The organism is Pseudomonas sp. ATCC 13867 (genome assembly GCF_000349845.1).
Lineage (GTDB): Bacteria > Pseudomonadota > Gammaproteobacteria > Pseudomonadales > Pseudomonadaceae > Pseudomonas.
In genome coordinates, this window is sequence record NC_020829.1 from 5,167,279 (window position 1) to 5,184,688 (window position 17,410).

At 63.5% G+C, this 17,410-nt stretch carries 22 protein-coding genes, 1 tRNA gene and 1 pseudogene; 13 read left to right on the plus strand and 11 right to left on the minus strand.

Annotated elements, in window-relative coordinates:
- Positions 1-36: 36 nt before the first annotated feature.
- The 3 genes from H681_RS23125 to H681_RS23135 are packed head-to-tail and all read left to right on the plus strand — an operon-like array spanning position 37 to position 3,455.
- Positions 37-1,329, plus strand: coding sequence for a murein hydrolase activator EnvC family protein (locus tag H681_RS23125; RefSeq protein ID WP_015479321.1), 1,293 nt, complete (start codon positions 37-39; stop codon positions 1,327-1,329).
- A 29-nt stretch (positions 1,330-1,358) separates the two neighbouring features.
- Positions 1,359-2,669, plus strand: coding sequence for a S41 family peptidase (locus tag H681_RS23130; protein ID WP_015479322.1), 1,311 nt, complete (start codon positions 1,359-1,361; stop codon positions 2,667-2,669).
- A gap of 3 nt (positions 2,670-2,672) precedes the next feature.
- The gene (locus tag H681_RS23135) at positions 2,673-3,455 is read left to right on the plus strand and encodes a divergent polysaccharide deacetylase family protein (RefSeq protein WP_015479323.1); all 783 of its coding nucleotides are present in this window, start codon (positions 2,673-2,675) and stop codon (positions 3,453-3,455) included.
- 125 nt (positions 3,456-3,580) lie between these two features.
- Here H681_RS23135 and H681_RS23140 read toward each other — a convergent pair whose 3' ends face one another.
- From H681_RS23140 to hisB, 7 genes are all read right to left on the minus strand, one after another.
- Positions 3,581-4,336 (minus strand): substrate-binding periplasmic protein, encoded by a 756-nt coding sequence (locus H681_RS23140; RefSeq protein WP_015479324.1) that lies wholly within the window; start codon positions 4,334-4,336, stop codon positions 3,581-3,583.
- A 151-nt stretch (positions 4,337-4,487) separates the two neighbouring features.
- Positions 4,488-5,246 (minus strand): substrate-binding periplasmic protein, encoded by a 759-nt coding sequence (locus H681_RS23145; RefSeq protein WP_015479325.1) that lies wholly within the window; start codon positions 5,244-5,246, stop codon positions 4,488-4,490.
- Positions 5,247-5,416: 170 nt separating this feature from the next.
- On the minus strand, positions 5,417-6,187 hold the full coding sequence (gene hisF, locus H681_RS23150; RefSeq protein ID WP_015479326.1) for an imidazole glycerol phosphate synthase subunit HisF: 771 nt from the start codon (positions 6,185-6,187) through the stop codon (positions 5,417-5,419).
- A gap of 110 nt (positions 6,188-6,297) precedes the next feature.
- Complete coding sequence (gene hisA / locus H681_RS23155) at positions 6,298-7,035, minus strand: 1-(5-phosphoribosyl)-5-[(5-phosphoribosylamino)methylideneamino]imidazole-4-carboxamide isomerase (protein WP_015479327.1); 738 nt, start codon at positions 7,033-7,035, stop codon at positions 6,298-6,300.
- A gap of 40 nt (positions 7,036-7,075) precedes the next feature.
- Complete coding sequence (locus H681_RS23160; RefSeq protein ID WP_015479328.1) at positions 7,076-7,336, minus strand: DUF2164 domain-containing protein; 261 nt, start codon at positions 7,334-7,336, stop codon at positions 7,076-7,078.
- 3 nt (positions 7,337-7,339) lie between these two features.
- Positions 7,340-7,978, minus strand: a complete 639-nt coding sequence (gene hisH / locus H681_RS23165) for an imidazole glycerol phosphate synthase subunit HisH (RefSeq protein ID WP_015479329.1) — start codon at positions 7,976-7,978, stop codon at positions 7,340-7,342.
- Positions 7,978-8,571, minus strand: a complete 594-nt coding sequence (gene hisB / locus H681_RS23170; RefSeq protein ID WP_015479330.1) for an imidazoleglycerol-phosphate dehydratase HisB — start codon at positions 8,569-8,571, stop codon at positions 7,978-7,980. The genes hisH and hisB overlap by 1 nt, the downstream gene beginning before the upstream one ends.
- Positions 8,572-8,721: 150 nt before the next feature.
- Between hisB and H681_RS23175 the strand changes: the two genes are divergently transcribed.
- The 9 genes and pseudogenes from H681_RS23175 (at position 8,722) to H681_RS23210 (ending at position 14,562) form a co-directional block, all read left to right on the plus strand.
- Entirely contained in the window at positions 8,722-9,120 is a 399-nt protein-coding gene (locus H681_RS23175) for an acetyl-CoA sensor PanZ family protein (protein WP_015479331.1), read from the plus strand.
- Between the two features lie 175 nt (positions 9,121-9,295).
- Positions 9,296-11,524: an AsmA family protein gene (locus H681_RS23180; protein WP_015479332.1), complete on the plus strand. Its 2,229-nt coding sequence runs from the start codon at positions 9,296-9,298 to the stop codon at positions 11,522-11,524.
- A complete protein-coding gene (mutY, locus tag H681_RS23185; RefSeq protein ID WP_015479333.1) occupies positions 11,521-12,588 on the plus strand; it encodes an A/G-specific adenine glycosylase in 1,068 nt (355 codons plus the stop codon). Before H681_RS23180 ends, mutY begins: the two co-directional genes overlap by 4 nt.
- Complete coding sequence (locus tag H681_RS23190) at positions 12,585-12,857, plus strand: oxidative damage protection protein (RefSeq protein ID WP_015479334.1); 273 nt, start codon at positions 12,585-12,587, stop codon at positions 12,855-12,857. The genes mutY and H681_RS23190 overlap by 4 nt, the downstream gene beginning before the upstream one ends.
- A 78-nt stretch (positions 12,858-12,935) precedes the next feature.
- A tRNA-Phe gene (locus H681_RS23195) sits at positions 12,936-13,011 on the plus strand.
- A gap of 196 nt (positions 13,012-13,207) precedes the next feature.
- Positions 13,208-13,424: pseudogene (locus H681_RS23200) on the plus strand (Arm DNA-binding domain-containing protein); the annotation flags it as partial.
- A gap of 106 nt (positions 13,425-13,530) precedes the next feature.
- Positions 13,531-13,659, plus strand: a complete 129-nt coding sequence (locus H681_RS27080; protein WP_269078259.1) for a hypothetical protein — start codon at positions 13,531-13,533, stop codon at positions 13,657-13,659.
- Positions 13,660-13,745: 86 nt separating this feature from the next.
- Entirely contained in the window at positions 13,746-13,997 is a 252-nt protein-coding gene (locus tag H681_RS23205; protein ID WP_236620557.1) for an HNH endonuclease, read from the plus strand.
- Between the two features lie 331 nt (positions 13,998-14,328).
- Positions 14,329-14,562, plus strand: a complete 234-nt coding sequence (locus tag H681_RS23210; RefSeq protein WP_015479337.1) for a DUF4224 domain-containing protein — start codon at positions 14,329-14,331, stop codon at positions 14,560-14,562.
- A 440-nt stretch (positions 14,563-15,002) separates the two neighbouring features.
- On the opposite strand, the gene H681_RS26120 is transcribed toward H681_RS23210, so the two are convergent.
- Positions 15,003-15,236, minus strand: coding sequence for a helix-turn-helix transcriptional regulator (locus tag H681_RS26120; protein WP_015479339.1), 234 nt, complete (start codon positions 15,234-15,236; stop codon positions 15,003-15,005).
- Positions 15,237-15,399: 163 nt separating this feature from the next.
- Between H681_RS26120 and H681_RS23220 the strand changes: the two genes are divergently transcribed.
- The gene (locus H681_RS23220) at positions 15,400-15,603 is read left to right on the plus strand and encodes a hypothetical protein (protein ID WP_041712239.1); all 204 of its coding nucleotides are present in this window, start codon (positions 15,400-15,402) and stop codon (positions 15,601-15,603) included.
- A 329-nt stretch (positions 15,604-15,932) separates the two neighbouring features.
- Here H681_RS23220 and H681_RS23225 read toward each other — a convergent pair whose 3' ends face one another.
- The 3 genes from H681_RS23225 to H681_RS23235 all read right to left on the minus strand — a co-directional run bounded on the left by H681_RS23225 (position 15,933) and on the right by H681_RS23235 (position 17,405).
- The gene (locus tag H681_RS23225; RefSeq protein WP_015479341.1) at positions 15,933-16,340 is read right to left on the minus strand and encodes a hypothetical protein; all 408 of its coding nucleotides are present in this window, start codon (positions 16,338-16,340) and stop codon (positions 15,933-15,935) included.
- Entirely contained in the window at positions 16,337-16,924 is a 588-nt protein-coding gene (locus H681_RS23230) for a DUF433 domain-containing protein (RefSeq protein WP_236620559.1), read from the minus strand. Before H681_RS23230 ends, H681_RS23225 begins: the two co-directional genes overlap by 4 nt.
- A gap of 214 nt (positions 16,925-17,138) precedes the next feature.
- A complete protein-coding gene (locus H681_RS23235) occupies positions 17,139-17,405 on the minus strand; it encodes a hypothetical protein (RefSeq protein WP_015479343.1) in 267 nt (88 codons plus the stop codon).
- Positions 17,406-17,410 lie beyond the last annotated feature (5 nt).

Sequence of the window (17,410 nt, forward strand, 5' to 3'; positions counted from 1 at the left end):
ACTAGGCCCGTCCAGAATCCAGGTGCCCGCCGCCCAATGCCCCGTGCCCTCCTCCCGCTGCTGCTGATCTGCCTCCTGAGCCCACTTGGGGCCGGCGCCGACGAACGCGCCGACACCCAACGCCAGTTGGAACAGACGCAGAAAGACATCACCGAGCTGAAAAAGAACCTGAAGAACATCCAGGACGAGAAGTCCGGGGTGCAGAAGCAGCTCAAGTCCACCGAAACCCAGATGGGCGACCTGGAGAAGCAGATCCAGCAGATCCAGGATGAGCTGAAGAAGAACGAGGAAGAGCTGCAGCGCCTCGATGGGGAGAAAAAAAAACTCCAGGGCGCGCGCCTTGAACAGCAGCGACTGATCGCCATCCAGGCCCGCGCCGCCTACCAGAGCGGCCGCGAGGAATACCTCAAGCTGCTGCTGAACCAGGAACACCCCGAGAAATTCAGCCGCACCCTCACCTACTACGAGTACATCAACAAGGCCCGCCTGGAGCAGCTCAGCGCCTTCAACGAAACCTTGAGCCAGCTCAGCAGCGTCGAGCAGGACATCACCGCGCAGAAGAACCAGCAGGTCGAACAGCAGAGCGCGCTGGAATCACGCCGCCAGGAACTGGCCGATGCCCGCAAGGCGCGCCAGGAAACCCTGGCCAAGCTCAACAGCGACTACCGGAGCGGCGACCGCAAGCTCAAGGACCGCGAGCAGAGCCAGGCCGAGTTGAACAAGGTTCTCAAGACCATCGAAGAAACCCTGGCCCGCCAGGCCCGCGAAGCCGAGGAAGCGCGCCAGCGCGCCCTGGCCGCCGAGCGTGAGCGCGCAAAACGCGAACGCGGGCTGGCCGAACGCGGCGAAAAACCCGCCACCCCGAGCAAGCCCCGCGCCGACTACAGCGGCCCGCTGGTGTCCAGCGGCGCAGGCTTCGGCGGTGCCTTTGGCGCCGCGCGCGGCAAACTGCCCTGGCCGGTCAACGGCCGCGTGCTGGCGCGCTTCGGCAGCCCGCGCGGCGACGATCCCCGCGCCACCTGGGACGGCGTGCTGATCGGCGCCCAGGCCGGCAGCACGGTACGCGCCGTGCACGGCGGCCGCGTGGTGTTCGCCGACTGGCTGCGCGGTGCCGGCCTGCTGGTCATTCTCGACCACGGTGGTGGCTACCTCAGCCTTTATGGGCATAATCAAAGCCTTCTGAAGGACGCCGGCGACACCGTCAAAGCAGGCGACCCCATCGCAACCGTAGGGGCCAGCGGTGGGCAGAGCACCCCGGCGGTATACTTTGCCATTCGCCATCAGGGCCGCCCGGCGGACCCCACTACCTGGTGTCGCACGCAGGGATAAGCGGCGAGCACGCCTTAGGAGCCCCAAACATGTCGCAAGCTTTCCGTCTCACCACCCTGGCCCTGGCCCTGCTGCTCGGCGTCGGTGCGGCACAGGCCGCCGACGCCCCGGCTGCCGCGCCCGCGACCAACGGCAAGGAGGCTCCGCTGCCGCTCGATGAGCTGCGCACCTTCGCCGAGGTCCTGGACCGGGTGAAGGCCGCCTACGTCGAGCCGGTGGACGACAAGACCCTGCTGGAGAACGCCATCAAGGGCATGCTCAGCAACCTCGACCCGCACTCTGCCTACCTGGGCCCGGAAGAATTCGCCGAGTTGCAGGAAAGCACCAGCGGCGAGTTCGGTGGCCTGGGCATCGAGGTCGGCAGCGAAGACGGCTTCGTCAAGGTGATCTCGCCGATCGACGACACCCCCGCGGCCAACGCCGGCATCCAGCCGGGCGACCTGATCGTCAAGATCGACGGCAAGCCAACCAAGGGCCAGTCGATGAACGAAGCAGTGGACAGCATGCGCGGCAAGCCCGGCTCGCCGATCACCCTGACCATCGTGCGCGGCGGCGGCAAGCCGTTCGACGTCGAGCTCAAACGCGCCATCATCAAGGTCAAGAGCGTGCGCAACCAGATGCTCGAGCCAGGCTTCGGCTACCTGCGCATCACCCAGTTCCAGGTCAACACCGGCGAGGAAACCGTCAAGGCGCTGACCAGCCTGCGCAAGGAAAACAACGGCAGGCTCAAAGGCGTGGTCCTCGACCTGCGCAACAACCCCGGCGGCGTGCTGCAGTCGGCGGTGGAAGTGGCCGACGCCTTCCTCACCAAGGGCCTGATCGTCTACACCAAGGGCCGCATCCCGAACTCCGAGCTGCGCTTCTCGGCCGATCCGTCCGACCCGAGCGACGGCGTACCGCTGGTGGTGCTGATCAACGGCGGCAGCGCTTCGGCGGCGGAGATCGTCGCCGGCGCCCTGCAGGACCAGAAGCGCGCCATCCTGATGGGCACCGACAGCTTCGGCAAAGGCTCGGTGCAGACCGTGCTGCCGCTGAACAACGATCGCGCCCTGAAGCTCACCACCGCGCTCTACTACACCCCCAACGGCCGCTCGATCCAGGCCCAGGGCATCACCCCGGACATCGAGGTGGAACGCGCCAAGGTGACCCGCGAGAAGAACGAGTTCGACGGCTTCAAGGAAGCCGACCTGCAGGGCCACCTGGCCAACGGCAACGGCGGCAAGGATCGCCCCACGGCCGCCGGCAAGGCGCCGGTGGATCGCCCGCAGGACAGCGACTACCAGCTCAGCCAAGCCCTCAGCCTGCTGAAAGGACTCAGCGTCAGCCGCGGCAACAACTGACCGATGCGCTGGGCCCGGCGGCTGCTCGGCCTGAGCCTTGGCGCCCTGCTGTGCCAACCGGCGGTGGCAACGCCGCCGCCGGACGCCGTCGAACCGCTGGTCAGTATCGTCATCGATGACCTCGGGCAGAACCTGGCGCGCGACCGCCAGGTGCTCGACCTCTCCCCCGCCATCGCCCTGGCGATCATCCCCGACACGCCCCACGCCGCCGAACTGGCCCGCGAAGCGCACCGGCTCGGCCGCACCGTGATGCTGCACATGCCAATGGACCCGGCGGGCGGCGAGTTCGCCTGGCGGCCGGAGCTGAGCCAGGAGGAGCGCGCTCGCCGTCTCGATGCCGCATTGGCGAAGGTGCCCTGCGCCCAGGGCCTGAACAACCACGAAGGCAGCCGCATGACCGCCGACCGACCGGCGATGGCCTGGCTCGCCGGGGAGCTGCAGCGCCGCCATCTGTTCCTGCTCGACAGCCGCACCAGCGCCGCCACCGTGGCCGCCGCCGAAGCCCAGAAGATCGGCCTGGCGAGCCTGTCGCGGGATGTATTCCTAGACGATGACCCGAGCGAAGCGGCGGTGATGGAGCAGATGGAGCGGGGCCTGAAACTGGCACGCAGACAGGGTACGGTGGTGATGATCGGCCATCCGAAGCCGGCGACCCTGGCGGTGCTCAGGCGGGTGCTGCCCGGCCTCAAGGCACAGGGCTTCGAGCTGGTGCAACCGACGCTGCTGATCGGCGAGCGCGCCAACCGCGCCATGCAGGGGCATGGGCAGAACGGAATTTACCGCTAGACGCGGGCATTTCGTGGGAGCGAGCCTGCTCGCGAACAGCCCCGGCACCAGAGTTTCCGAGAGCGGTTCGCGAGCAAGCTCGCTCCTACCAAGAGCAGTCAGGCCTGGGCGCCCGGACTGCAGGCTTACAGATAGTTATTGGTCGCCTGCTCGATGAAGCCATCGGCGCGCATGTCGTCCAGCGCCTTCTGCAGCTTCGCCACCACCTCGTCCGGGGTGTCCTTGTTGATCGCCAGGTACAGCTGGGCCTCGTTGAAGCGCAGCACGGTCTGCAGGCCGGACACGCCTTCCTGCTTGGCCAGGTAGCGGCCCACCGGGTCGGTGGTGGCCCACAGGTCGATCTCGCCGGTGCTCAGCTTCTTCACGTTCTCCTGGTCGCGCAGCGCGTTGAGCACCGGAATGCCCTGGCTCTCCAGGTTCTGGCTGACGGCATCGTTCTTGTAGGCGCCGAGCTTGTACTTGGCGGCGTCCTTGAGGTCCTTGACCTTGATCGAGCTGCCCGGCGGCGCGAGCAGGACCCAACTGGTCTTGGCAATCGGGCCGACCCACTTGAACAGCGGTACCCGCTCGGGGGTGTAGGTGGTGGAGAACAGTCCGTAGTCGGGCTTGTCGAGGGTCAGCTTGTACAGGCGGTCCCAGGGGAAGCGCAGGCTCAGGCTGTACTGGATGCCGGCGCGCTTGAACATCTCGCGGACGATGTCGGCACTGATGCCGTCGATGCCGTCGTCGCGGGCGAAGTTCTTGTCATCCACCGCCATGTTGAACGGCGGGAAGTTCTCCGTGAGCAGCACCATCTTGTAATCGGCGGGCAACTCGGCGCGGGCCGTGGCGGCCCCCAGCAACAGACCCAGGGTCAGGGTCTTGATCAGGACTTTCAGCATGGTCATACCGCTCGCTTGGTTATCGTTATTGGGCTTGCGGCATCCCTGCAGGGGGGACGGAATACTTCGCTCGTCTGCCTTCCGTGGCAAAACCGGCGCCGAGGGATGTCGGCGCCAAACACGAAGGCCGGCGGATGGCCGGCCTCAGGGTTTACAGGTAACTGTTGAGCACGTCGTCGACGAAGCCTTCGGCGCGCATCTTGTCCAGCGCCGACTGCAGCTTCTGCACCACGGCATCCGGGGTCTCGCGGTTCAGCGCGAGGAACAGCTGGTCGCTGTTGAAGCGCAATACGGTCTTCAGGCCGGTGACGCCGACCTGCTTGGCCAGGTAGCGGCCCGCCGGGTCGCCGCTCGCCCACAGGTCGATCTCGCCTTCCCGCAGCTTGCCGGCGTTCTCCTGGTCACGCAGCGCCAGCACCGGCTCGAAGCCGTGCTTGGCCAGGTACTCGGCCATCGCGTCGCCCTTGTAGGCGCCGACACGATACTTCCTGGCTTCTTCCAGATTGTTCAGGCTGATGGGGCTGTCGCCCTTGGCCAGCAGCACCCAGTCGTCCGGGCCGATGGGGCCGACCCACTTGAACTGGCTCTCGCGCTCGGGCAGCCGCGCGGTAACGAACACCCCGTAGCCGGGCTTCTCCAGCGCCAGCTTGTAGATACGGTCCCAGGGGAAGCGCAGGGTCAGGCTGTACTGGACGCCGGCACGCTTGAACATCTCCTTGACGATGTCGACGGCGATGCCGTCGATGTTGTCTTCCTGGGCGAAGTTCTTGCCGTTGATGGCCATGTTGTAGGGCGGGAAGTTCTCGGTCAGCAGCACCATGCTGTAGCCCGAGCCGTCGGTTTCCGCCTTTGCCGCGCTGGCCAGCAGCAGGCCGCAGCCAATCCATGCGAGCAGAATGCGCTTCAGCATCTGGGTCTTCCTGAGTGTGAAAATTCTGAGAAGGCGCTGAGCTTACTCGGAGAATTGACGCCAATAAACCCTACATGGATGGCAATCACGCACCTAAACGCCATCACCTCGACCGGCGGCATCCAGCGAGCAGGGATCGTGGGCCGGGAGAAAACCGGCCCGGAGGAGAATCAGCGGACGACGATGCCACGACTGGCCAGATAGGCCTTGGCTTCCGGCACGCTGTACTCGCCGAAGTGGAAGATGCTGGCGGCCAGCACCGCGTCGGCTTTGCCCTCAAGGATGCCGTCGGCCAGGTGCTGCAGGTTGCCGACACCGCCGGAGGCGATCACCGGCACGTTCACCGCCTCGCTGATGGCGCGGGTCACGCCCAGGTCGTAGCCGTTCTTCACGCCATCCTGGTCCATGCTGGTCAGCAGGATTTCCCCGGCGCCCAGGCCTTCCATCTTCTTCGCCCATTCCACCGCGTCCAGCCCGGTGGGCTTGCGGCCGCCGTGGGTGAAGATTTCCCAGCGCGGGGTTTCGCCCGGCGCCGACACTTTCTTGGCGTCGATGGCGACGACGATGCACTGCGAACCGAAGCGCGCGGCGGCCTCGCCGACGAACTCCGGGGTGAACACCGCGGCGGTGTTGATCGAGACCTTGTCCGCACCGGCGTTGAGCAGGTTGCGGATGTCCTGCACCGTCCTCACGCCGCCGCCCACGGTCAGCGGGATGAACACCTGGCTGGCCATGCGCTCGACGGTATGCAGGGTGGTGTCGCGGCCATCGACGCTGGCGGTGATGTCGAGGAAGGTGATTTCGTCCGCACCCTGCTCGTCGTAGCGACGGGCGATTTCCACCGGGTCGCCGGCGTCGCGGATGTTCTCGAACTTGACGCCCTTCACCACGCGGCCGTTGTCCACGTCGAGGCAGGGGATGATGCGTTTTGCCAAAGCCATAACTAGGTACCCGTAGGATGGGTTGAGCGCAGCGATACCCATCGTCGCGCCAACGGATGACTCCATCGGTGGGTTACGCCGCTGCGCGGCTAACCCACCCTACGTTCAGATCAGCCCTTGAAGCTGTCGCACAGCGCCTGGGCCTCGGCGACGTCCAGGGTGCCTTCGTAGATCGCGCGGCCGGTGATGGCGCCAACGATACCGGGGGTGCGGGCGTCCAGCAGCTTCTGGATGTCACCCAGGTTGTGGATGCCGCCCGAAGCGATCACCGGGATGCGCGTGGCGTTGGCCAGGGCGGCGGTGGCTTCGACGTTGCAGCCCTGCATCATGCCGTCCTTGGAGATGTCGGTGTAGACGATGGCGGACACGCCGTCGGCTTCGAAGCGCTTGGCCAGGTCGATCACCTGCACTTCGCTCACCTCGGCCCAGCCGTCGGTGGCGACGAAGCCGTCCTTCGCGTCCAGGCCGACGATGACCTTGCCTGGGAAGGCCTTGCAGGCTTCGGCGACGAATTCCGGCTGCTTGACCGCCTTGGTGCCGATGATCACGTAGCTGACGCCGGCGCGAACATAGTGCTCGATGGTTTCCAGCGAGCGGATGCCGCCGCCGATCTGGATCGGCAGGTTCGGGTAGCGCTTGGCGATGGCGGTGACCACTTCACCGTTGACCGGCTTGCCTTCGAAGGCGCCGTTCAGGTCCACCAGGTGCAGGCGACGGCAGCCACCCTCCACCCACTTGGCGGCCATGGACACCGGGTCGTCGGAGAACACGGTGGCGTCTTCCATCAGGCCTTGGCGCAGGCGCACGCAGGCGCCGTCTTTCAGATCGATTGCGGGGATGATCAGCATGGGTTGAACCTGCTCGAATCCAAAGATGAATGGGGTCGGGTCAGCTCTTTTCGAGCGCCCACAAGTCGCTTTCGATGCTCTCGAACCGGTCTTTCAGGTGAGATTGCACGTCGAAGATCGCCTTGTTGTAGAACAGCGGGCCGAACTCGCGCATGAAGAAATCCAGCGCCTCTTCGGCCTCGAAGGAGCCGACATCCAGCTCGAAGCGATCCTCGAGGAAGCGCTGGATCGCCCGCGCCGCGCTCTGGCGCTGGGCGCCGTCGAGTTCGAGGATCGCCGGCTTGTCTTTCTGGCGGGCCATGACTTACCAGCGCCCGTCCCAGGCGGCGAAGTTCTGCAGCAGTTGCAGGCCGTGGGTGTGGCTCTTCTCCGGGTGGAACTGCACGGCGAAACGCGAACCGTCGGCCAGCGCGGCGGCGAAATCGACGCCGTAATGGCCGCGGCCGACCACCTGGCGCGGGTTACCGGCCTGGATGTAATAGCTGTGCACGAAGTAGAAGCGCGCGTTGTTGGGGATATCGTGCCACAGCGGGTGGTCGACGCTCTGCGTCACTTCGTTCCAGCCCATGTGCGGCACCTTCAGGTGCTCGCCGTCTTCGTGCAGGTCCTTGCCGAAGAAGCGCACCTGGCCGGGGAACAGGCCGATGCAGTCGACGCCGTCGTTCTCCTCGCTGCGCTCCAGCAACGCCTGCATGCCGACGCAGATGCCGAGGAAGGGACGGTCCTGGCTGACTTCGCGCACCAGGCTGTCGAAGCCCAGGCGCTTGATCTCGGCCATGCAGTCGCGGATTGCACCGACACCGGGAAACACCACGCGATCCGCCTCGCGGATCACGTTGGCATCGCTGGTCACCAGCACGCGGCCGGCGCCCACGCGCTCCAGCGCCTTGGACACCGAGTGCAGGTTGCCCATGCCGTAGTCGATGACGGCCACGGTCTGCATTACAGGCACCCTTTGGTGGACGGCATCTGCCCGGCCATGCGCTCGTCCAGCTCGATGGCCATGCGCAGCGCGCGGCCGAAGGCCTTGAACACCGTCTCGATCTGGTGGTGGGTGTTGTGCCCGCGCAGGTTGTCGATGTGCAGGGTCACGTTGGCGTGGTTGACGAAGCCCTGGAAGAACTCCATGAACAGGTCGACATCGAAGCCGCCGACGCTGGCGCGGGTGAACGGCACATGCATCTGCAGGCCGGGGCGGCCGGAAAAGTCGATGACCACGCGCGACAGCGCCTCGTCCAGCGGCACGTAGGCGTGACCGTAGCGGCGGATGCCCTTCTTGTCGCCGATGGCCTTGGCGAAGGCCTGGCCGAGGGTGATGCCGATGTCCTCGACGGTATGGTGGTCGTCGATGTGCAGGTCGCCCTTGCACTCGATGTCCAGGTCGATCAGACCGTGGCGGGCGATCTGGTCCATCATGTGCTCGAGGAAGGGAACCCCGGTATCGAAGCGGGCCTTGCCCGTCCCATCCAGGTCGATGGAAACCTTGATCTGGGTTTCCAGGGTGTCGCGCGCGACGGATGCCTTGCGTTCGGCCATCACCAGCTCCACAGCTAACACTGCACGTAATTATAAGAAGGGCCGGCATTATAGGCGCGCCGGGCGCTGCGCGGCTATGGGCGGTGGTCGGCGCTGGCCGATCACCGCAGGTTTTCCCTACACTGCCGGGCCGTCACCGAGGAATCGCCCATGCCCGTCATCGTCCAGCACCTGACCCAACCCAGCGACCAGGACCGCCAGGACCTGCTGAAGATCTACGCCGATGCGCCAGACTGGCTGCTGCTGCCCTTCGCCAATGCCGAGGCGCTGGTGGAGCAGGGCCTGCGCGAGGGCCGACTGCTGGCCGGACGCTTCAACGATCGCCTGCTGGGGGCCGCCTGGGTCGAGCGCGATGCGGACAACTGGCGCCTGTCGCGCCTGTGCGTACGCCGCGTCACCCGTGGACGGGGCGTGGCCCGGCGGCTGCTGGAGGAAGCCCAGCGCCTGGCCATCCTGCAAGGCGCCGCGCTGCGCCTGAGCGCGCCGGCCGACCAGCCGGACGCTGCCGCCTTCGCCGAACACCTGGGCCTGACGCTGCAACCGGCCTGAGCCCCAGGCGCGCATTCCACGAGCAGCTCGGCAGGAACCGACGTGCGGGGGAACCGCGCGCCAACGCTCCGTTCAAACCTGGCAGATCCTGCGCCTTTCTCCTCCGCCTGAGCCGCAGGTGCGTCATTGATATACTTCCCCGCTACTCCACCCGCCGCCTGAACAAGGACCCGTCATGAAAGCGTTCGGCAAAATCCTCGGCATCGTTGTCCTGGTCCTGCTGCTACTCCTCGTCGCCGCAGGCTTCGTGCTGACCCACTTCTTCGATCCGAACGACTACAAGGACGAAATCCGCCAACTGGCCCGCGACAAGGCCAACGTCGAGCTGAACCTCAAGGGCGACATTGGCTGGAGCCTGTTCCCCTGGCTGGGCCTGGAGTTGCACGACACCAGCGTCGCCACCCTGCAGGCGCCCAACCAGCCGTTCGCCGACGTGCAACTGCTGGGCATGTCCGTGCGCGTGCTGCCGCTGCTGCGCAAGGAACTGCAGATGAGCGATATCCGCGTCGAAGGCCTCAACCTGAGCCTGAACCGCGACAAGAACGGCGCCGGCAACTGGGAAAACATCGGCAAGCCCATCCAGCCGGCCGACGGCGCCCCCGTCGGCTCGCAACCAGCCCCCGCGCCCAGCGAACCGGCCAAGCCCGCCGCCGAAGCGCGTCAGCCGATGAAGCTCGACATCGACAGCCTGACGGTGAAGAACGCGCGCATCGACTACGCCGACGCGCAGAGCGGCAAGAACTACACGGTCGAAGGCATCGAGCTGACCACCGGCGCCATCCGCGAGGGCAGCAACATCCCGCTCAAGCTCAGCGCCTACCTGGGCAGCAACCAGCCGGTGATCCGCGCCCGCACCGAACTGACCGGCAACCTGCGCTTCGACCGCGCACTCAAGCGCTACCAGCTGGAAGACGCCAAGCTGTCCGGCGAAATCTCCGGCGATCCCCTCCAGGGCAAGACCGCCAACTACAGCGCCCAGGGCCAACTGGTGCTCGACCAGGCCGCCCAGGTCGCCGAGTGGAACGGCCTGAAGGTCACCGTCAACCAATTGCGCGCCCTCGGCGAGATCAAGGCCCGCGAGCTGGACAAGGAACCCAAGTTCGATGGCGGCCTGTCGCTGGCCCCGTTCAACCTGCGCGAATTCCTCGGCGGCATCGGCCAGCCCCTGCCGGAGATGGCCGACGCCACCACCCTGACCAAGCTGGAACTGGCCACCCGCGTTGCCGGCACCCGCAACAGCCTGAGCCTGGGCGACATCAAGCTGAAACTCGACGACAGCAACTTCAGCGGCACTCTCGGCATCGCCGATTTCAGCAAGCAGGCCATCCGCGCCCAATTGAACGGCGACCGCCTGGACCTCGACCGCTACCTGCCGGGCAAGGCCGCCAAGGCCCAGGAAGCCACCAGCGCCGCGCGCAAGGCCGAAGTCGAGGCCACCACCAGCAACGCCATCCAGGGCGACACCCCGCTACCCAACGCGCCGACCCAGCAGGCCTGGAGCGACGCGCCCATGCTGCCGGTCGCGCGCCTGCGCACTCTCGACCTGGACGTCGCCCTCCAGCTCGGCCAGCTAACCCTCGACAAGCTGCCCATCGAGAACGCCAGCCTCAAGCTGCGTGGCCAAGGCGGCCTGCTCAACCTCGACGACATGCGCGGCGAACTCTATGACGGCAAGTTCAACGCCAGCGCCAGCCTCGACGTGCGCCAGGACGTGCCCCTGCTCAAGGCGCAGAAGCACATCAGCGATGTCCCGGTGGACCTCCTGCTCGAATCCCAGGGCCAGAAGCCGCCGCTCAAGGGCCTGCTGGACCTGGACGCCGACATCACCACCCAGGGCGCCAGCCAGAAGGCCTGGATCGACAACCTCAACGGCACCGCGCGCTTCGTCCTGACCCAGGGCGTGCTGCTCAACGCCAACCTGGAACAGCAGCTGTGCCAGGGCATCGCCACCCTCAACCGCAAGAGCCTCAGCTCGGCGCACGGCGGCAAGGACACACCGTTCCGCGAACTGCAGGGCAACCTGACCTTCCGCAACGGCGTGGCCAGCAACCCGGACCTCAAGGCGAGCATTCCCGGCCTCACCGTCAAGGGCAACGGCGATATCGACCTGCGCGTGCTGGGCATGGACTACCGCGTCGGCGTGATCATCGAGGGCGACAAGAGCGACATGCCCGATCCGGCCTGCGAAGTGAACAAGCGCTACGTCGGCATCGAATGGCCGCTGCGCTGCCGCGGCCCGCTGGAACTGGGCGCCAAGGCCTGTCGCCTGGATCGCGACGGCCTCGGCAAGATCGCCGCGCAACTGGCCGGGGACCGGCTGAACCAGAAACTCGAAGAAAAGCTCGGCGACAAGGTCAGTCCCGAACTCAAAGACGCACTCAAAGGGCTGTTCAAGAAGAAATGACCCCGGAACGCTTCAACTCGGCGGTGCTCGACTGGTTCGACCGCCACGGCCGCCATGACCTGCCCTGGCAGCAGAACATCACCCCCTATCGGGTGTGGGTCTCGGAAATCATGCTGCAGCAGACCCAGGTCAGCACCGTGATGGGTTACTACGACCGCTTCATGACCGCGCTGCCGACGGTGGCGGACCTCGCCACCGCGCCGGAAGACGAAGTCCTGCACCTGTGGACCGGGCTGGGCTACTACACCCGTGCGCGCAACCTGCACAAGACCGCCAAGGTGGTGATGGAACGGCACGGCGGCGAATTTCCCCGCGACGTCGAGCAACTCACCGAGCTGCCCGGCATCGGCCGCTCCACCGCCGGCGCCATTGCCAGCATCTCCATGAACCTGCGCGCGCCGATTCTCGACGGCAACGTCAAGCGCGTGCTGGCGCGCTACCTGGCCTGCGACGGCTATCCGGGCGAGCCCAAGGTGGCCAAGCAACTGTGGGACGCCGCCGAGCGCTTCACACCGCACGAACGGGCCAACCACTACACCCAGGCGATGATGGACCTGGGCGCCACCCTCTGCACCCGCAGCAAGCCGAGCTGCCTGCTCTGCCCGCTGCGCGAGGGCTGCCGTGCGCACCTGCTGGGCCGCGAGAGCGCCTTTCCGGTACCCAAGCCGCGCAAGGAACTGCCACGCAAGCGTACGCTGATGCCGATCCTGGCCAACCGCGAGGGCGACATCCTGCTCTACCGCCGTCCGTCGACCGGTCTCTGGGGCGGGCTGTGGAGCTTCCCCGAACTGGACGACCTGGCCGCCCTCGCCCCCCTGGCCCAGCGCCACGCCCTGCGCCTGGGCGAGCGCCGCGAACTGCCCGGCCTGACCCACACCTTCAGCCACTTCCAGCTGGCCATCGAGCCCTGGCTGGTGCGCGTCGAGGACGCAGCCCCCGCCGTGGCCGAGGCCGACTGGCTCTGGTATAACCTCGCCACCCCACCGCGACTCGGCCTTGCCGCTCCGGTGAAGAAGCTGCTCAAACGAGCCGCCGACGTGTTGAACGCAGGAGAAATGTCATGACCCGACTGGTGATGTGCCGCAAATACAAAGAAGAGCTGCCCGGCCTCGATCGCGCGCCCTATCCCGGAGCCAAGGGCCAGGACATCTACGAGCACGTCTCGAAGAAAGCCTGGGACGAATGGCAGAAGCACCAGACCATGCTGATCAACGAGCGCCGCCTGAACATGATGAACGCCGAGGACCGCAAGTTCCTCACCGCCGAGATGGACAAGTTCCTGTCCGGCGAGGAATACGCGCAGGCCGAGGGCTACGTCCCGCCCAGCGCGTAAGTTTCGGTATTATTTGAAAAATTTTTTCGCGGCACGCTTGACACCCCTTCCGAAAACCCTTTTAATGCGCGCCACGTTGCCCAGGTAGCTCAGTTGGTAGAGCAGGGGATTGAAAATCCCCGTGTCGGCGGTTCGATTCCGTCCCTGGGCACCAAACATAGGTGTCAAGCAGTCCCTACGATGCTCGGCAACACAGAGAAACCGGCTCTTGAGCCGGTTTTTTTGTTTCTACCGGTCCCTACCGTTCCCTTGTAAGCCCAAATTTTTGTGAGTAGACGCAGTTCGGTCCTCACTTTCTACTCACACCGGATCGCTAAATTAGCGCCCGGAGTGGCTTCCAGAGGAATGCCGTGCCTCTCACAGACTCCACAGTCCGCACAGCCAAGCCCCGCGAGAAGCTCTACCGCCTCTCCGACACCCTGGGCCTGAGCCTCGAAATCACCACTACCAGCAGCAAGCTCTGGCGCTTCCGCTACCGCTTTGCTGGCAAGCCGAAAATGATCAGCCTGGGGCCCTACCCCGCCGTCACGCTCGCCAAGGCCCGAGAATTGCGCGACGTTGCACGCTCACAGGTTGCCGCTGGGATACCAACAACAACCCTGGCCCGCTCGAAATTGAAGTGCGCGTCGCAAGCGGGACTCGAGTCTTCTCCGTTGTTCCGCCAGGTGGCTTTATGAGAATCATCGCCGCCGACAAGGACGACGTTAACTTCCTCCATCGCGAGGCAAGAGTTCCCGGTGAAGACAGCATTAGCCAATGGATGCGCGAGCAATTGGACAGGCGCCGCTTGGGGGACCTGTGATGGCCAGACTGCAAACTATCAAGCCGCGCCTGCAGGAAGCTACAGGCCGTCAGCTCCAATCGGTGCCCAGCCCCAGGGAGCGCAGGATGACCGGCAGGAAGCTCCAGGAGAGGCACCTGCGCGTGTGGTCGAAGGATCCATGCTGCGCCCACTGTGGAAGGCTCTGCGCCTTCCCTGACGGCTTTGAACTCGACCACAAACTACCGCTGTTCCAGGGTGGTGCGGACACCGACGACAACTGCCAGGTGCTTTGCTCAGGCCCTGATGGGTGCCATGCGAAGAAGACCACCAGCGATCTCGGTCAAACCAGAAAGCGTACGATCGGCGTCGACGGCTAGCCTGTCGGGTGAGGGGATAGGCCAATACTTCCAGGCACTCGGTAGGGAAACCGTCGCGCCGTCGATCGACCACTAACCGCAACAATTTTCCCGCAGCACCAGCCAGGCACCGGGGGGGTATTCGGATATTCCATACCCCTTTCGACTGGAAACCACGCCCCCTCTCACCCGCAGATTAAATCTCCCTTTCAGACTCGTTAATCAGCAAATGGGATTGACGACCAGTCTGAAAACCGCGCAGCACCTGGGCTTGAGCGGCATTTGAGTTCGTTAACTTAACCTTGCCGGTCTAGCTATACCGATATACCAGCCGGACACCGAGGAATCGCATATGGAAGGCAGCTTTTTGCTTACTACTGAGGAGGTCGCGGACCTGTCTGGTTACCAGAAGCCATCCGCCCAAGCCCGCTGGCTGAAGCAGAATAATTTCCCTTTCGTGGTAGGCGGTGATGGTCGTCCAAAGGTGCTGCGCCAGGTAGTCGAGACGCGCCTTGGCGGGAAATCAACTGAGAAGAAGCGAGAGCCACAGCTTCAACTTCGCTCAGGCCAACAGTCTCAGCCGTGAGGCACAACGGATTCCGAATCCGCTGTGCAATTTGTCTCCCGGAAAGGGGTTAAACCAGCAAGGGGAATGGCCGTTTTACTGAGCTGGGCTTAGCCAATCGTTTACCCCTTCTGGTCTTCTGCTGCTGGCTGGGAACGGAATTTAGCCGGCTTTGCAGCTGTGTCTGGACCCACTGCTCATAGGCCTCGACGCTGTATAGCGTCCTCCTACCGTCCTTAACCCAGATACTCTCAGGAATCTGTTTGCGGAAGCGGCGCGTTCGAAGTGAAGCGACGCTGGTGCCGAGTAATTTGGCGAATTGCTCCTCAGACAAGAACCGAGACGCGATGCATCTGCGCTGGCCTGGCTCGTCTAACAGTTCAGCAAGTCGTTGCACTCCATCTGCAATCCTGATGATTTGGGTGTGTATCTCACGAAGCACGTCAGCGATCGCACCCGCATCATGTATTTCCATCGCCCTCGCCCCCTTCTAGCGCAGTCGAATAGGTGGACGGACTTTCTACCCACCTGGCGATGTCTGATTGGCGCCAAGCGACTGAATTTGGCCCGAGCCTGACTTGCCTTGGGAATATCCCTTCACGCATCCGACGATAAACAGTGTTCCGTCCAAGCCCGGTTGTATGGAGCACCTCTTCGAGGCGCATTAATCGATCGACCGTAGTGGCTTCATTCATGACGCTTACCTCAAGAGGGCTACCCGACCCCGCTTCACTAATGCCATTAGAGCAAAGCTCAACGGGCACCCTTCAGCCTATTCTCCTCCTCTGCCACATCCCTTGAGAGCACCCAGGAAACGATTTATAAGATTGTCTCGATCTAACGACCAAGGATGACAAGATGATCAAGCCAGTAGATTCCAGCACCACCATCTCTTACGACGCAAAGACTCTCCCTCTGAGTGAGGAAGATAAAAAAGCTGAAGAGCTCGCCGCACGCTTGGAGGAAGAGGCGGCAGCCGAAGAGGAAGAGCTGAACAACCCTCTTGATCCTGATGATCAGGAAGGTTGGGAACACAATATCGAAAGGCTGAACGACGCCTAACATCGTACCAGTTGGTCGAGAGGTGCGAGGATGACCTGGAATCTAGCCAACCTATCCCCCGAGGAGCGCGCAGCAGAAGATCAGAGGCGACGTGATGCATTGCTACGCCATCAGAATGCTGGGAAATTCGCGACCGTTGCTGATCGGGAGTATCACCGAATCCTGATGGGTCGGCTCACGCATCAGAAGCTATGGGTCGGCTGGGCTCGACGACATCGAGTCTGACGAGTTACGCAAAGAGCTCAAGCGCCGGCTGAACGATTTCCAGGCTAGCATTGCTGCGCCACGATCCTTCTAGCTGAGAAACGAAAAGCCCCGCAGTGCGGGGCTCATATTCTGATCTGCTCGAACTTCCCAGGCTCAGTAAATCGCCAGCTGACCTTGAAGGCCGCGCCACCACTAATGAGTGATGATTGTTTAAGGATTGCTGGCCACCAACGAACCAGATTATGTGCTTTCTTCCAGTAGTCCTCTTGGCCCCACTGTTTCGCAAGGCAGAAAATCGGTATGCCGCTTTCACGGAAAGCTCTCCGCTCGACATCCCCTTTCGTGAACTTGTCCTGCGATATGACAGCCCACCCCCCTTCCGCGGCAAGCGCGGCGATCCAGTGTACGTCTGGTGTGCTCATGGGGAATTTGTCCCGCAAAGGGACTACCGCATGACCATCAGCCTTGCAGAGCTCGTTGAGAGCCCTAGCAAGAGCTGGAGGAAGGTTGTTGTCGATAAGGAAATTCAAGCGGCTAGTCCATGCTCATAGGCGACCGCAGCTTCCACTGCTGCGGGCTTTATCTCGTATAGTGCCGCGACGCGTCGGATGTTCTCGCCTTCCGCCAAATAGGCTTGGTAGATGGACGACGTATCGATTCCTACTGAGTTTAGTGTCGGCTTTCCAAAGTTTATCTGCGGATCAAGCACCACAGCCTTGCTCCGTTTTACCGGATACCAGCGCTGGGCCTTGCCCTCCTCGGCATAGTCGATACCTTCGTAAAGTGACGGTCCAATCACCTGCTTGAATACCAACTGGCGCTTTGCCAAATCCAGGATCGTCTCATCGCCTGTCTCATCCAGGACGGTCGCAAAAATGCTCCTCCCGTCTGTCTGGAATCTCCTACAGGTGAAGGGGTAGGCTTGGTGGAATAGCTCACGCGCTTGGCGGGATGCAGCCCTAATCGCCTGAAGGCTTACGCCATGCCGGCGGAAGGCATGAACAAAACGGATTTCCAGCAGGTCATGGAAACCAAGCAGTCTCTCCTCAGTAAAACTAAGCTCTGGCGCCCAGAGGCCTGGCAGCTCTACACCATCCGACTTGTATCCAAACATCCATCTGCGAATGTCTTTAGCTGGTATCCCGGTGTAAAGCGACGCTTCGTAAGGTGTGTAGATCCCCACCCCTATGAGGCGGCTTGGTGATTCTGAATGCTTCATTGCCCCCTCCTTGATTCCTAGATTCTTTAGGTTGATTTTGCTTTCCATGCAGTAGCTTAGGCAACGTTTATCAGACGATGGGCCAGGTCCTACTGCCCCATGATCCTCCTTAACTATCGCCCTTCGCCTTTGCCAGCGGAGAGAGCAATTTTCGGAGCTTCCAGCCCGCCAACCCCATGACCGCTCCACTGACGAGCTTCATGATGAGCGCGTCGTCACTGGGGTTACGAAGCAGGAAAAGAGACACGCCGAATACCGCCACCGCTGAGATCAGGGCGGCAAGCCAGGCCTTCTTGAAAATCAGGCCAATCACGATACCGATCACCCAGGCAATCGGATCAAGGAACGATGCAACGATCAGTGCAAAGGTCGACATAGGCC

Excerpts from the sequence above, each read along its gene's own strand:
- mutY (WP_015479333.1), top strand. The coding sequence starts at position 11,521 with ATGACCCCGGAACGCTTCAACTCGGCGGTGCTCGACTGGTTCGACCGC.
- H681_RS23130 (WP_015479322.1), top strand. The coding sequence starts at position 1,359 with ATGTCGCAAGCTTTCCGTCTCACCACCCTGGCCCTGGCCCTGCTGCTC.
- H681_RS23190 (WP_015479334.1), top strand. The coding sequence starts at position 12,585 with ATGACCCGACTGGTGATGTGCCGCAAATACAAAGAAGAGCTGCCCGGC.
- H681_RS23160 (WP_015479328.1), bottom strand. The coding sequence starts at position 7,336 with ATGGCCCGCCAGAAAGACAAGCCGGCGATCCTCGAACTCGACGGCGCC.
- hisF (WP_015479326.1), bottom strand. The coding sequence starts at position 6,187 with ATGGCTTTGGCAAAACGCATCATCCCCTGCCTCGACGTGGACAACGGC.
- H681_RS23220 (WP_041712239.1), top strand. The coding sequence starts at position 15,400 with ATGATCAAGCCAGTAGATTCCAGCACCACCATCTCTTACGACGCAAAG.
- H681_RS23230 (WP_236620559.1), bottom strand. The coding sequence starts at position 16,924 with ATGTTTGGATACAAGTCGGATGGTGTAGAGCTGCCAGGCCTCTGGGCG.
- H681_RS23180 (WP_015479332.1), top strand. The coding sequence starts at position 9,296 with ATGAAAGCGTTCGGCAAAATCCTCGGCATCGTTGTCCTGGTCCTGCTG.
- H681_RS27080 (WP_269078259.1), top strand. The coding sequence starts at position 13,531 with ATGAGAATCATCGCCGCCGACAAGGACGACGTTAACTTCCTCCATCGC.
- H681_RS23145 (WP_015479325.1), bottom strand. The coding sequence starts at position 5,246 with ATGCTGAAGCGCATTCTGCTCGCATGGATTGGCTGCGGCCTGCTGCTG.
- H681_RS23140 (WP_015479324.1), bottom strand. The coding sequence starts at position 4,336 with ATGCTGAAAGTCCTGATCAAGACCCTGACCCTGGGTCTGTTGCTGGGG.
- H681_RS26120 (WP_015479339.1), bottom strand. The coding sequence starts at position 15,236 with ATGAATGAAGCCACTACGGTCGATCGATTAATGCGCCTCGAAGAGGTG.
- H681_RS23175 (WP_015479331.1), top strand. The coding sequence starts at position 8,722 with ATGCCCGTCATCGTCCAGCACCTGACCCAACCCAGCGACCAGGACCGC.
- H681_RS23210 (WP_015479337.1), top strand. The coding sequence starts at position 14,329 with ATGGAAGGCAGCTTTTTGCTTACTACTGAGGAGGTCGCGGACCTGTCT.
- hisA (WP_015479327.1), bottom strand. The coding sequence starts at position 7,035 with ATGCTGATCATCCCCGCAATCGATCTGAAAGACGGCGCCTGCGTGCGC.
- hisB (WP_015479330.1), bottom strand. The coding sequence starts at position 8,571 with ATGGCCGAACGCAAGGCATCCGTCGCGCGCGACACCCTGGAAACCCAG.
- H681_RS23135 (WP_015479323.1), top strand. The coding sequence starts at position 2,673 with ATGCGCTGGGCCCGGCGGCTGCTCGGCCTGAGCCTTGGCGCCCTGCTG.
- H681_RS23125 (WP_015479321.1), top strand. The coding sequence starts at position 37 with ATGCCCCGTGCCCTCCTCCCGCTGCTGCTGATCTGCCTCCTGAGCCCA.
- H681_RS23205 (WP_236620557.1), top strand. The coding sequence starts at position 13,746 with ATGACCGGCAGGAAGCTCCAGGAGAGGCACCTGCGCGTGTGGTCGAAG.
- hisH (WP_015479329.1), bottom strand. The coding sequence starts at position 7,978 with ATGCAGACCGTGGCCGTCATCGACTACGGCATGGGCAACCTGCACTCG.
- H681_RS23235 (WP_015479343.1), bottom strand. The coding sequence starts at position 17,405 with ATGTCGACCTTTGCACTGATCGTTGCATCGTTCCTTGATCCGATTGCC.